Genomic DNA, 12,931 nt, shown 5'->3' with positions numbered 1-12,931 from the left:
ATGGCCTGGGCAACGACTCTGACCTGCGCTTTCGTCGACTCGGCGGGCCATTGTCAGTGGGCTGCGGTAGCTTCCGAAGTGCTGGGCGCAAAGGCGCGTGACAGAACGGCCACAGGGGTGGGTGGACGATGGGCAACAGCACGGCGACGACGACCGACATCGACGTCGCACTGGAGAAGCACCGGACGGAACTGACCGGCTACTGCTACCGCATGCTCGGCTCCTCCTTCGAGGCCGAGGACGCGGTGCAGGACACCCTGGTCCGCGCCTGGCGGAGCTACGAGAAGTTCGAGGGCCGCTCCAGTCTGCGCTCGTGGCTGTACCGGATCGCGACGAACGTCTGTCTGGACATGCTGACGGCCGGCAACAAGCGGGCCCGGCCGATGGACCTCTCCGAGGCCACCCCGCTCGCCCGCGCGGCCCTCTCCCCCCGCCCCGACAACACCTGGCTGGAGCCGATGCCGGACGCCCGTGTGCTGCCGACGGTGGAGGACCCGGCCGAGGCGGCGGTCGCCAAGGAATCGGTGCGCCTCGCGTTCATGGCCGCGTTGCAGCAGCTCCCGCCGAAGCAGCGGGCGGTGCTGATCCTGCGCGAGGTGCTGGCGTGGAAGGCGAGCGAGGTCGCCGAGCTGCTCGACACCTCGGTCGCCTCGGTCAACAGCGCGCTCCAGCGGGCGCGGGCGACCCTGTCCGAGCGGGAGGCCTCCGGCGCGGACGCGGCGGTGTCCGACCCGTTGGACGAGGAGCAGCAGAAACTGCTCGACCGCTATGTGGCGGCCTTCGAGGGCTATGACATGACGGCGCTGACGGCCCTCCTCCACGAGGACGCCATCATGACGATGCCGCCGTTCGACCTGTGGCTGACCGGGCACGACGACATCACCGGCTTCATGACCACGCTCGGCTCCGCGTGCGAGGGCTCGCGCCTGCTGCCGGTCCAGGTCAACGGCCTGCCGGGCTTCGCCCAGTACAAGCCGGACCCCGACAAGGGCGGGTTCACCCCGTGGGCGATCCAGGTCCTGGAGATCTCAGACGGCCGCCTCACCGGGTTCCACTTCTATCTCGACACCCAGCGCTGGTTCCCCCTCTTCGGCCTCCCCCTCCATCTCGAAGCGGAGACCGACGAGGTCGAGCAGGGCGCGTAGGGCCGGGTCGGGGGCGCGCAGCCGTATGTGTCCCCCGGCCCGCCGGGCGGCCAGCTGGAGCCGCGCCAGCAGGTCGACGGCGATGAGCCCCGGCGGCCCGATCCCGGCGACGTCACAGACGACGACCGCCGCGCCGGTGGTCTCCATCAGCGCCCGTACGGCGTCGACGAGCCCTGTCACCCGGGGGCGGGTGACAGGACCGGTCAGGGTGAGTACAGGCGGTGTCGTCGATTCCACGATCGGTAGACCGGCGCGGGGCGCCCAACTCATCGGAGCGGGAGAGCCGCCGTCGGGCGACCGTTCGGGCGATCTGTTCAGGCGATGCGTTCCAGCACCACGGGGGACGCGGTGAACTCGGTGCCGGCCGCGCCGATGTCGTACGAGCCCGTCACCGCCTGGAGCGCGTACTCGAAGCGCTCCGGGGTGTCCGTGTGCAGGGTCAGCAGGGGCTGGCCCTCCTTGACCGTGTCGCCGGGCTTGGCGTGGAGTTCGACGCCCGCGCCCGCCTGCACCGGGTCCTCCTTGCGGGCACGGCCCGCGCCGAGGCGCCAGGCGGCGATGCCGATGTCGTAGGCGTCGAGGCGGGTCAGGACGCCCGAGGCGCCCGCCTTCACCACGTGCTGCTCCTTCGCCGTGGGCAGCGGGGCGTCCGGGTCGCCGCCCTGGGCCGCGATCATGCGGCGCCAGACGTCCATCGCCGAGCCGTCGGCCAGCGCCTTCGCCGGGTCGGCGTCCTTCACGCCGGCCGCGTCGAGCATCTCGCGGGCGAGCGCGATCGTCAGTTCCACCACGTCCGCCGGGCCGCCGCCGGCCAGCACCTCGACCGACTCGCGGACCTCGAGGGCGTTGCCGGCCGTGAGACCGAGGGGGGTGGACATGTCGGTCAGCAGCGCGACCGTCTTCACGCCGTGGTCGGTGCCCAGGCCGACCATCGTCGAGGCCAGCTCACGCGCGTCCTCGATGGTCTTCATGAAGGCGCCGGTGCCGACCTTCACGTCCAGGACCAGCGAGCCGGTGCCCTCCGCGATCTTCTTCGACATGATCGACGAGGCGATCAGCGGGATCGCCTCCACCGTGCCCGTGACGTCCCGCAGCGCGTACAGCTTCTTGTCGGCCGGGGCCAGTCCGTCGCCCGCCGCGCAGATCACCGCGCCGGTCGTGTCCAGGACGTGCAGCATCTCCTCGTTCGACAGCAGCGCGCGCCAGCCCGGGATCGACTCCAGCTTGTCCAGGGTGCCGCCGGTGTGGCCGAGACCCCGGCCGGAGAGCTGGGGGACCGCCGCGCCGCAGGCCGCCACCAGCGGGGCCAGCGGGAGCGTGATCTTGTCGCCGACGCCGCCCGTGGAGTGCTTGTCGGCCGTCGGGAGGGACAGCGCCGAGAAGTCCATGCGCTCGCCGGAAGCGATCATCGCGGCCGTCCAGCGGGCGATCTCGCGGCGGTTCATGCCGTTGAGCAGGATGGCCATGTTGAGGGCGGCCATCTGGTAGTCGGCGACCTGACCGCCGGTGTACGCGTCGATGACCCAGTCGATCTGCTCGTCGCTGAGCTCACCGCGGTCCCGCTTGGTGCGGATGACGGAGACGGCATCCATCGACAACTGCGCCATGGCTTTCCTTCCGGTGGTGCACCGTAGTGCGGGTGCAAGGTGGTGCGGCAAGACGTTCCAGAAACCGCGCGGCCCCTCTGCGCCAGTCAGAGGGGCCGCGCGGGACTTACTTGGTGAGGTGGCCCGGGCCGAAGGCCTGCGGGAGCATCTCGGCCAGCGGCAGGATCCCCGCCGGCGTCTCCAGCAGCAGCTCGGGGCCGCCGAACTCGTAGAGCAGCTGGCGGCAGCGGCCGCACGGGACGAGGATCTCGCCCCTGCCGTCTACGCAGGTGAAGTGCGTGAGCCGGCCGCCTCCGGTGTTCTGGAGCTCGGAGACCAGCCCGCACTCGGCGCACAGGCCGATGCCGTAGGAGGCGTTCTCGACGTTGCAGCCCGACACGATCCGGCCGTCGTCGACGAGGGCCGCCACGCCGACCGGGAAGCCGGAGTACGGGGCGTACGCCCGGGACATGGCGTCCCGGGCCACCGTGCGCAGCTTCTCCCAGTCGACCGCGGCGGCGGGCGGGGTCACTTGCCCTGCCCCTTCCGGTACGGCATGCCGTCCGCCTTGGGCATCCTGAGGGACTGGGCGGACAGCGAGAGCACCAGCAGGGTGACGACGTACGGCGCGGCCGTCACGACCTGGCGCGGGACCTCGTCCGTGCCGAGGTACCAGACGAACATCAGGGCCGAGATCAGCGCGGTGACGACGGCGGGGACGTACTTCTTCTTCCACGCCAGGTAGGCCGCGCCGAAGACCAGCACGATCGCAAGGAGCAGGATCAGCGCGTGCACGTTGGTGGTGCCGCCGCGCAGGTTGAGGCTGTCGGTGTAGCCGAACAGGCCCGCGCCGAGGGCGAGGCCGCCCGGCATCCAGTTGCCGAAGATCATCGCCGCGAGGCCGATGTAGCCGCGGCCCGCGGTCTGGCCGTCGAGGTAGACGTTCGAGGCCACGATGGACAGGAACGCGCCGCCGAGGCCCGCGAAGCCACCGCTGATGATCACGGCGATGTACTTGTACTTGTAGACGTTGACGCCGAGGGACTCGGCGGCCACCGGGTTCTCGCCGCAGGACCGCAGCCGCAGGCCGAAGGCCGTCCGCCACAGCACCCACCAGGTGGCCGGGACGAGGGCGACGGCGACGACGGTGAGGGGCGACAGGTCGGTGATCAGACCGCCGACCAGGCCGGCGATGTCCGAGATCAGGAACCAGTGCTTCTCGTTGAGCGTGTCCAGCCAGCCGGAGAGCCCTGGGATGTCGAAGGTGCCCAGCGAGTCGATCGGCGGGGACTGCTTGGAGGAGCCCTGCTCGACGCCCTCGAAGGCGAACTTCGACAGGTAGCGGGTGGTGCCGAGGGCCAGGATGTTGACGGCCACACCGGAGACGATGTGGTTCACGTTGAAGGTGACGGTCGCGACGGCGTGCAGGACGGCGCCGAGCGCGCCGCCGATGATGCCGAAGACGACGCCCGTCCACGGGCCCCACTGGTAACCGGCCCAGGCGCCGAACCAGGTGCCGAGGATCATCATGCCCTCGAGGCCGATGTTGACGACGCCCGCGCGTTCGGCCCACAGGCCGCCGAGGCCCGCGAGGCCGATCGGGACGGCGAGGCGCAGGGCCGTGGACATCTGGCCGGTGGAGGTGATGCCGTCCGCGCCGGTGATGAGGCGGACGATCGAGGTCAGCACCAGGACGCCCGCGATGATCAGCAGGAGGACCGGGAGCGAGAGTTTGCGGCCGCCCTTGCCGGGCTGCTTCGCCTGCGGCTTGGCGATGGTCGTGGTGCTCATCAGACCGTCACCTCCTTCTTGGTGTTCTGGGCGGCGGCGGCGAGCTCGGCGCCGACGCGCTTCTGCTGACGGCGCAGACCCCACTGGCGTACGGCCTCGTACGAGATGACGACCGCGAAGACGATGAGGCCCTGCATGATCGTGGCGATCTCCTTCTCGTACGCCACCGGGGTCGCGTAGTCGAGGGCGGGAGAGGCCTTGTCGAGGAAGGCGATCAGGAGCGCGGCGAACGCGATGCCGACCGGGTTGTTGCGGCCGAGCAGGGCGATGGTGATGCCGGTGAAGCCGAGACCCGTGGGGAAGCTCAGGCTGTAGGTGTGGGCGTCGCCGAGCAGCAGGGGCAGGCCGGAGAGGCCCGCGATGCCGCCGGAGATGAGCATCGCGGTGAGGACCATCTTCTTGGCGTCGACGCCGGAGGCCGCGGCGGCGGTCTCGGACTCGCCGGTGGCGCGCAGGTCGAAGCCGAAGCGGGTGCGGTTGAGGACGACCCAGTAGACGATGCCCAGGGCGATGGCGAGGAAGACCAGGCCGTAGATCTCGCCGACGTCGGCGCCGAGGTCGATGCCGGGGACCCAGCCGGAGTCCTTCATGATGCCGGTGGTGTTGTTGTTGCCGACCTGCACGCCCCACATGTTGTCGAGGGTGAGGTAGCCGATGACGCTGGTGGCGATCGCGTTCAGCATGATCGTCGCCACCACCTCGCTGACCCCGCGGGTGACCTTCAGGACGCCCGCGATGCCGGCCCAGAAGGCGCCGGTGAGGACGCCGACCAGGAGCAGCAGCGGGATCTGGAGGAAGGACGGCAGGGCGATGTTCGCGCCGACCACGGCGGTCATCATCGCGGCGAGGCGGTACTGGCCGTCGACGCCGATGTTGAACAGGTTCATGCGGAAGCCGATGGCGACCGCGAGGGCGGCGACGTAGTACATCGAGGCCTGGTTGACGATCAGGACCTGGACGTCGGAGTAGCCGGCCTGCTCCAGCATGAGCGTGTACGGCTCGATCGGGCTCTTGCCCGAGGCGATCAGCACGACCGAGGTCAGCAGGATCGCCGCGACGAGCGCGATGACCGGGCCGGCCACCGCGAGGAGCACGCGCTCCTTGTCGAACTTCTTCATCGGGCCTCGTCCTCCGGACCGGCAGCTTCCTCGGTGGTTTCCGCGTCGTCCACGTGTTCCAGGTGACCGGACGCGGCGCCGGTCATGGCGGAGCCGAGCTCCTCCGGGGTGATGGTGGCGGGGTCGGCGTCCGCGACCAGCGTGCCGTTGTAGATCACGCGCAGGGTGTCCGACAGGCCGATGAGCTCGTCGAGGTCGGCGGAGATCAGCAGCACGGCCAGGCCCTCGCGGCGGGCCTCGCGGATGCGGTCCCAGATCTGGGCCTGCGCGCCGACGTCCACACCCCGGGTGGGGTGGGCGGCGATCAGGAACTTCGGGTTGTGGCTCATCTCGCGGCCGACGATCAGCTTCTGCTGGTTGCCGCCGGAGAGCGAGGCGGCGGTGACGTCGATGCCCGGGGTGCGGACGTCGAACTCCTCGACGATCCGGCGGGTGTCGGCCTGGGCGCCCTTGATGTTCAGCCAGAAGCCCTTGGCGTTGGGCGCCTCGGTGACATGGCCGAGGATGCGGTTCTCCCAGAGGGGCGCCTCCAGGAGCAGGCCCTGGCGGTGGCGGTCCTCGGGGATGTAGCCGACGCCGGACTCGCGCCGCTTGCGGGTGGTCCAGGGGGTGATGTCCTCGCCGAGGAAGGCGATGCTGCCGGAGTCGGCGTTCTTGGTGCCGATCAACGCGTCGATGAGCTCGGTCTGGCCGTTGCCCTCGACGCCGGCGATGCCCATGACCTCACCGGCGTGGATGGTGAAGCTGACGTCGTCGAGGGCCTTCTTGACCTCGCCGCCGACAGCGACCTCGGGCGAGATCATGCCGCTGACCCCGCCGGCCGTGGGCTCGGCCTCGATGCCCAGGGAGGCGCCGCCGCTGGCGTAGACGGTGAGGTTGCGGACCTCGATGACGGGCTTGTCGGTGACCGTGGACTCGGCGGTCTCCGGGGTGGGCAGCTCGCTGCCGACCATCATCTCGGCGAGCTGGCGCGGGGTCGTCTCGGCGGGGACGGCCGTGCCGACGGTGGTACCGCGCCGGATGACCGTGATCTCGTCGGCGACGGACAGCACCTCGCCCAGCTTGTGGGAGATGAAGATGACGGACAGGCCCTCGGACTTCAGCTCGCGCAGGTTGTCGAAGAGCGCGTCGACCTCCTGCGGGACGAGCACGGCGGTCGGCTCGTCGAGGATGAGGGTCTTGGCGCCGCGGAAGAGGACCTTGAGGATCTCCACGCGCTGCCGGTCGGCGACACCGAGGTCCTCGACCAGGGAGTCGGGGCGCACACCGAGCCCGTAGCGGTCGGAGATCTCCCTGATCTTCTTACGGGCGTTGCCACCGATGCCGTACAGCTTCTCGCTGCCCAGCACCACGTTCTCCAGGACGGTCAGGTTGTCGGCCAGCATGAAGTGCTGGTGGACCATGCCGATGCCGCGCGCGATGGCGTCGGCGGGGCTGGAGAAGCCGACCTGCTCGCCGTCGATCGCGATGGTGCCCTCGTCCGGCTTCTGCATGCCGTAGAGGATCTTCATCAGCGTCGACTTGCCGGCGCCGTTCTCGCCGACGAGGGCGTGCACGGTGCCTTTGCGGACGGCGAGGTGGATGTCGTGGTTGGCGACGACACCGGGGAAGCGCTTGGTGATCCCCGCCAGCTCTACCGCGATCGTCGACTGTGCGGTGAGCGGAGGGCTGCTGGACGCGTCGATGGCGCACTCTCCTTGGAAAAGGGGTCGCTCTACGCGCGTAGCGCCCCTGCTTTAAATAGTGCCCGGATCAGGTCGATCTTGAATGATCTTGAGGGAGATCCCGATCAAGTCTCGATCCGTTCCGAGCATTCTGCCGCGCGAACGGGGCGCGGGGAGGACATCCTTCCCGCGCCCGGTTCCGTGGCCGTAACGCTGCCATTACAGCGCTTCATTGGCCAAGGCCTCTGACAGAAGGTCAGGAGGTCTTGACCGTGATGGTGCCGTTCTTGATGCCCTCTTCGGCCTTCTTGATCGCGTCCTGGATCGCGGTGTTGCCCGCGAAGGACGGGTTCGAGTCCGACACGCTCACGCCGCCGTTCTCGAGGCTGCCGCGGACGACGCCGGTCGCGGGCTTGCCGTCCTTGACGGACTTGGCCAGCGTGTAGACCGCGCCCTCGACGTTCTTCATGGCCGAGGTGAGGATCGAGTCCTTGTACGCCTTCAGCGCGTCCTGCTTGTACTGGTCGGAGTCGACGCCGATGGCCCAGATCTTGTGGGCGTTGGCGGCCTTGATGACACCCTGACCGGACAGACCGGCGGCGGCGTAGACGACGTCCGCACCGGCGTCGATCTGGCCCTCGGCGGCGCTCTCGCCCTTGTCGGGGCTGGAGAAGCCACCCTCGGCGGCGGTCTCGGTCAGGTACTGCGACTTGACCGTGACGCCCTTCTTGGTGTCCTCGACGCCCTGCTTGAAGCCGGCCTCGAACTTGTGGATCAGCGGAACGTCCACGCCACCGACGAAGCCGACGGTGTTGGTCTTGGTGGCCTTGGCGGCGGCGACACCGGCGAGGTAGGAGGCCTGCTCCTCGTGGAAGACGAGGTCGGCGACGTTGTCGGCCTTGATCTGCTCGTCGTCGACGATGCCGAAGGTGGTCTTCGGGTACTTGGCCGCGACCTCCTTGACGGCCGGCGCGTAGGCGAAGCCGACGCCGATCACCGGGTTGTAGCCCTGCTTGGCGAGGCTCTCCAGGCGCTGCACCTTGTCCGCGTCGGACTCGCCGTCCTGCGGCTCGACAGCGGTGGACTTGTAGCCGAACTCCTTGTCGGCCTTGTCCAGGCCGGCCGTGGCGGCGTCGTTGAAGGACTGGTCGCCCTTGCCACCGACGTCGTACGCGAGCGCGAGGCCCAGGTTCTTGTCACTGCTGTTGGAGGAGGACGACGACGACGTGGAGGAGCTTCCGCAAGCGGAAACGGTCACGGCGAGAGCTGCGGTGGCAACACCCGCAACCGCGATTCGGGACACCCGGCGCATGGAACTTGACTCCTTTGTGCAAGCGCCCAAACCAGGCGCTGGTTCCGCCGCAGCGTAACGCGCGTAGACCAGACGGAAAAACCCTTCTGTCCGGTCCGTTACCGAGCTGTGGCCACAGTTGCGGTCCAGGTTACGGACAGCAGTGCGCCCCTTGCGGGAGGCAAGGGGCGCATGGGCTGCAAGGACGCCCGTAAGGGCGTAGCAAGGGCCCGGCGGAACGGGTTTCGGGCCGTTACTTGGTGTTTACCGTGATCTTGCCGTCGATGATGTCCTGCTTGGCCTTGTCGACGGCCGCGACGACGTCCGTCATCGCCTTGTACTTCGGGTTGGTGTCGGCGAATCCGACCCCGTCGTTGGAGAGGCTGCCGCGGACCACACCGGACAGCGGCTTGCCCGCGTGGACGGACTTCACGAGGTCGTAGACGGCGCCGCCGACGTTCTTCAGCGCCGAGCCGAGGATGTAGTCCTTGTACGCCGCCAGCGCGCTCTGGCTGTACTGGTCGGAGTCGACGCCGATGGCCCACACCTTCTTGGCCGCGGCCTCGGTGATGACGCCCTGACCGGAGAGGCCGGCCGCGTGGTAGATGACGTCGGCGCCCGCCTCGATCTGACCGCTCGCCGCGTCCTTGCCCTTGTCGGGGCTGGAGAAGCCGCCTTCCTGGGCGGTCTCGGTCAGGTACTGCGACTCGATCTTGATGTTCGGGTCGACCGACTTGGCGCCCTGGACATAACCGGCCTCGAACTTGTGGATCAGCGGGATGTCCACGCCGCCGATGAAGCCGATGTGCGCCTTCTTGGTGGCCTTGGCGGCGGCGACACCGGCCAGGTACGAGGCCTGCTCCTCGTGGAAGACCATGTCGGCGACGTTCTTCGCCTGGATCTGCTCGTCGTCGATGATCCCGAAGGTGATCTTCGGGAACTTGGCGGCGACCTCCTTGACGGCCGGCGCGTAGGCGAAGCCGACGCCGATCACCGGGTTGTAGCCGGCCTGGGCGAGCTGGGTCAGGCGCTGCACCTTGTCCGCGTCGGACTCGCCGTCCTGCGGCTCGATGTCCTGGCCGCCGATCTTGAATTCCTTCTCGGCCTTCTGGAAACCGGCGTAGGCGGCGTCGTTGAAGGACTGGTCGCCCTTGCCACCGATGTCGTACGCGAGGCCGATGCCCTTGCCCGAGTACGTGCCGCTGCTGGATTCCGAGTCGCTCGACTTGGAGTCGGTGCTGGACTTGCCGCAGCCGGCGGCGGCGAGCGCGACGACCGCGACGGTCACCGCGGCCCGGGAAAATCTCGTCCTCCGAGATATCAGACGCATAGCAAGCACCCCTTCATCCCCACGGCGCCGTGACCGGCCCGCTTTCCCCTTGGTGGCGCCGTTCAGGAGGGGCTCCCCAACAAGCCTTTCCCGGTGGCGATTCCGGCGCACAGTAACGCGCGTAGAAGCGGAGGGGAACGGGGTTTCTCCGGGCCGTTATCGATTCGTGCCGACGCGGGGTTACAAGCGCGTCCCCGGGGTTACGGGTGGGTGACACAAGGGGACGAAGGGGCGCCTTTCCGGCACCCCCTCGCCCGGGCTCCTCGGGGTTCCTCCGCCAGGGGTTCCCTCAGTGGACGCGAGTCGCCGCGTCCAGCAGCGCGGCAGCCGTGAAGAGCTCCACGCCGACGGTGATCGCCGACTCGTCCGCGTCGAAGTCGCCCTGGTGCAGATCGCGCACGGTGCGCTCGCCGGGCGGGCGGACCCCGAGCCGGGCCATCGCGCCGGGCACCCGCTCGAGGTACCAGGAGAAGTCCTCGCCGCCGAGGCTCTGTTCGGTGCTCTCCACGGCCGTCTCACCGCGTCGGGCGACCATGGCGTCCCGCAGCAGCCCGGCGACCTCGCCGTCGTTGACGACGGGCGGGACGCCCCGCACGTAGTTGATCTCCGACTTGGCCCGGTGCAGGTTGGCGACCTCGTCGATCGCCGCGACGACGATGTCCGGCGCCTGCCGCCACGCCTCGATGTCCAGGCAGCGGACGGTCCCGGAGAGCTCGGCGTGCTGCGGGATCACGTTCGGTGCGTGGCCGCTCTCGATCCGGCCCCAGGTGACGGCCAGCCCGGCCCGGGTGTCGACGCGGCGGCCGACCAGCGCGGGCACGTCGGTGACGACCCGGGCGACGGCGGTCACGAGGTCGGTGGTGAGGTGCGGGCGGGCGGTGTGGCCGCCGGGCCCGTCCAGCGAGATCTCCAGCCGGTCGCAGGCGGAGGTGATGGCACCCTCGCGCAGCCCGACCCTGCCCGCGTCGACCCGCGGGTCGCAGTGCACGGCGATGATCCGCCCGACCCCGTCCAGCGCCCCGCCCTCGATGGCGTCGGCGGCACCGCCGGGCAGTACCTCCTCGGCGGGCTGGAAGATCAGCCGCACGGGCCGCGGGAGCCGGCCCTGCCGGTGCAGCTCGGCGAGGACGAGTCCGGCGCCGAGGACGACGGTGGTGTGCACGTCGTGCCCGCAGGCGTGCGCGCGGTCCGGCACCGTCGAGCGGTACGCGCACTCGGTCTTCGTGTCCGGGATGGGCAGCGCGTCGATGTCGGCGCGCATCGCGAGGACGGGAACCCCGTCGGCCCCGGCGCCCGCCGCTCCCCCTCCGCCCACGGTCCCGATGTCACAGATGAGGCCGGTCCCTACGGCGAGTACGCGCGGCTTGAGACCCGCCTGCTCGAGGCGGGCCTTGATCGCGGCCGTCGTACGGAACTCCTGGTTGCCGAGCTCGGGGTGCATGTGCATGTCGCGGCGGAAGGCCACGAGCTCTGCGCGCAGCGCCTCCGGCAAGGTGCCGGGAAGGGCGCCGGGGAGCGCACCCGGAAGTGCACCGGGGAGCACGTCTTCCCCTGACGGATCGGCCTCGGACTCTCGGGACATCAGTTGCTTCACCCTCTGAAGGGTAGGACGCCGGGGCGGTCAACTGACCCGATCAACAAAAGTTCAACCCGTTAGGCGAAGAAAAGTTGGCCGCGCGGCGCATGGCTGCTGTGATGGATGGGTAAACTCGCCGGTTTCTCGGTCGGCACCCACACTTCTTCCTTCCTTTCACGGATACCACGGACCGCTCGAGCCACGCTGGGTTTGTCCACGTACCGGGACCGATCCCGAAATCATCACCTCCGTGCAGCGGTGGTGCCACGCTGGGCGACGACGCGGGGCCGACCCGGCAGCGGCGGCTCGTGGTCGCCCTGGTCCCGGCCCTCCTCAGACCACGCTCACCGCTGCCAGCCGGTGTACGTCCTTCGCCGTGCCCGTCACCCCGGACAGGAACCCCTGGGCTCTGGGCGAGGCGTGTTCCGTCAGCCAGGCCGGGTCGATGTCGCAGACCGCGACGCGGACGTCGGTGCCGGACAGAGCCAGCGGCAGGGTGTGGACGACCGTGGAAGGGAAGCTGAGGACGGTCCGGCCGATGGGGCCGCGGCGGGCGATCAGTTCCAGCGGGAGGTCCGGGCGGACCACCTCCAGTCCCGTCTCGACGGCCAGCCGGTGGAGTTTCTCCGTGCTCTCCCGGCGGTGGGCGAAGTAGCGGGTCGCGCCGTGCGCCTCGGCCAGCGTCCGGACCGCCTCCAGATAGCGGTCGACGTCCACCACGCCGGTCTCCACCAGCGAGGTGCCGACCATGTCCGCGCTCTTCGTCACGCGCGGCGGGCCGAAGCGCTCACGGGTCCAGGCGAAGACGTTGGACGTGATCGTGACGCCGTCGGGGGCGTCCTTCATGGGCATGGAGGAGAAGACCTCGACCCCGCGGTCCGGGCCGGGGGTCAGACGGCGGCGGGCCGCGGCGGACACCGGGGCGAAGAGCACGTCGCGGGGGCCCGAGCGGCCGCCCTTGCGGTGCCAGCGGACGAGGCGTTCGCCGCGGGCCAGCTGGCCCACGAACTCCATCGTCGCCGTCCCGTCGTCCACCACGACCAGCTCGCTCGCCCTGGTGATGGTCAGCAGCAGCTGGACGTAACGGGAGAACGGGTCGCCCATCACCATCCGCTCCGCGCGCCGCAGCAGCGGGGTGAGGCCGCCGATCGTGCGGAAGGGCGCCGTGGTGCCGCCGCGGGCCTCCTCCCAGCGGACCGTGTGCCCTTCCCGGCGGGCCAGCTCGGCCATGCGGCGCAGCTGGCCCCGGGTCATCGGATCGGTCGGGGACAGGACGACGAGGGTCAACCCCGCGCCGGGCTCCTCTCGCGGGTGGAGTTCCCGGGCGTGCGCCCACTCCAGGACGTTCAGGAGCTGCACCGGACTCTCGACGAAGGCGAGGGTGTGGGGGGTGTGGCCGGTGTTCTTCCCGGCGCGAGGACTCATCGTCG

General features: G+C 69.8%; 11 protein-coding genes. 1 reads left to right on the top strand and 10 read right to left on the bottom strand.

The features are described from left to right. The first annotated feature begins 128 nt into the window (after positions 1-128). Positions 129-1,145: a sigma-70 family RNA polymerase sigma factor gene (locus G9272_RS28015; RefSeq protein ID WP_171399083.1), complete on the top strand. Its 1,017-nt coding sequence runs from the start codon at positions 129-131 to the stop codon at positions 1,143-1,145. On the opposite strand, the gene G9272_RS28010 is transcribed toward G9272_RS28015, so the two are convergent. The 10 genes from G9272_RS28010 to G9272_RS27965 all read right to left on the bottom strand — a co-directional run bounded on the left by G9272_RS28010 (position 1,029) and on the right by G9272_RS27965 (position 12,926). Then, positions 1,029-1,415, bottom strand: a complete 387-nt coding sequence (locus G9272_RS28010; protein ID WP_171399082.1) for an STAS domain-containing protein — start codon at positions 1,413-1,415, stop codon at positions 1,029-1,031. The genes G9272_RS28015 and G9272_RS28010 overlap by 117 nt on opposite strands. Positions 1,416-1,459: 44 nt before the next feature. Continuing rightward, the gene (locus tag G9272_RS28005; RefSeq protein WP_171402212.1) at positions 1,460-2,743 is read right to left on the bottom strand and encodes a thymidine phosphorylase; all 1,284 of its coding nucleotides are present in this window, start codon (positions 2,741-2,743) and stop codon (positions 1,460-1,462) included. 115 nt (positions 2,744-2,858) lie between these two features. After that, positions 2,859-3,263: a cytidine deaminase gene (locus G9272_RS28000; RefSeq protein WP_171399081.1), complete on the bottom strand. Its 405-nt coding sequence runs from the start codon at positions 3,261-3,263 to the stop codon at positions 2,859-2,861. Beyond that, positions 3,260-4,522, bottom strand: a complete 1,263-nt coding sequence (locus G9272_RS27995) for an ABC transporter permease (RefSeq protein ID WP_171399080.1) — start codon at positions 4,520-4,522, stop codon at positions 3,260-3,262. The genes G9272_RS28000 and G9272_RS27995 overlap by 4 nt, the downstream gene beginning before the upstream one ends. Next, entirely contained in the window at positions 4,522-5,640 is a 1,119-nt protein-coding gene (locus tag G9272_RS27990; protein ID WP_171399079.1) for an ABC transporter permease, read from the bottom strand. Before G9272_RS27990 ends, G9272_RS27995 begins: the two co-directional genes overlap by 1 nt. Then, positions 5,637-7,325 carry an ABC transporter ATP-binding protein gene (locus G9272_RS27985; protein ID WP_171402211.1) on the bottom strand — a complete coding sequence of 563 codons (1,689 nt, stop codon included), beginning with the start codon at positions 7,323-7,325 and terminating at the stop codon, positions 5,637-5,639. Before G9272_RS27985 ends, G9272_RS27990 begins: the two co-directional genes overlap by 4 nt. A gap of 235 nt (positions 7,326-7,560) precedes the next feature. Next, positions 7,561-8,616: a BMP family lipoprotein gene (locus G9272_RS27980; RefSeq protein ID WP_171399078.1), complete on the bottom strand. Its 1,056-nt coding sequence runs from the start codon at positions 8,614-8,616 to the stop codon at positions 7,561-7,563. Between the two features lie 232 nt (positions 8,617-8,848). Next, on the bottom strand, positions 8,849-9,925 hold the full coding sequence (locus G9272_RS27975) for a BMP family lipoprotein (protein ID WP_171399077.1): 1,077 nt from the start codon (positions 9,923-9,925) through the stop codon (positions 8,849-8,851). 289 nt (positions 9,926-10,214) lie between these two features. Further along, positions 10,215-11,507 (bottom strand): amidohydrolase, encoded by a 1,293-nt coding sequence (locus G9272_RS27970; RefSeq protein WP_171402210.1) that lies wholly within the window; start codon positions 11,505-11,507, stop codon positions 10,215-10,217. 327 nt (positions 11,508-11,834) lie between these two features. Then, a complete protein-coding gene (locus G9272_RS27965; protein WP_171399076.1) occupies positions 11,835-12,926 on the bottom strand; it encodes a hypothetical protein in 1,092 nt (363 codons plus the stop codon). Positions 12,927-12,931 lie beyond the last annotated feature (5 nt).

This window comes from Streptomyces asoensis, assembly GCF_013085465.1.
In the GTDB taxonomy this organism is placed as follows: Bacteria; Actinomycetota; Actinomycetes; order Streptomycetales; family Streptomycetaceae; genus Streptomyces; species Streptomyces cacaoi_A.
This window is presented reverse-complemented; position numbering and strand designations above follow the sequence as displayed.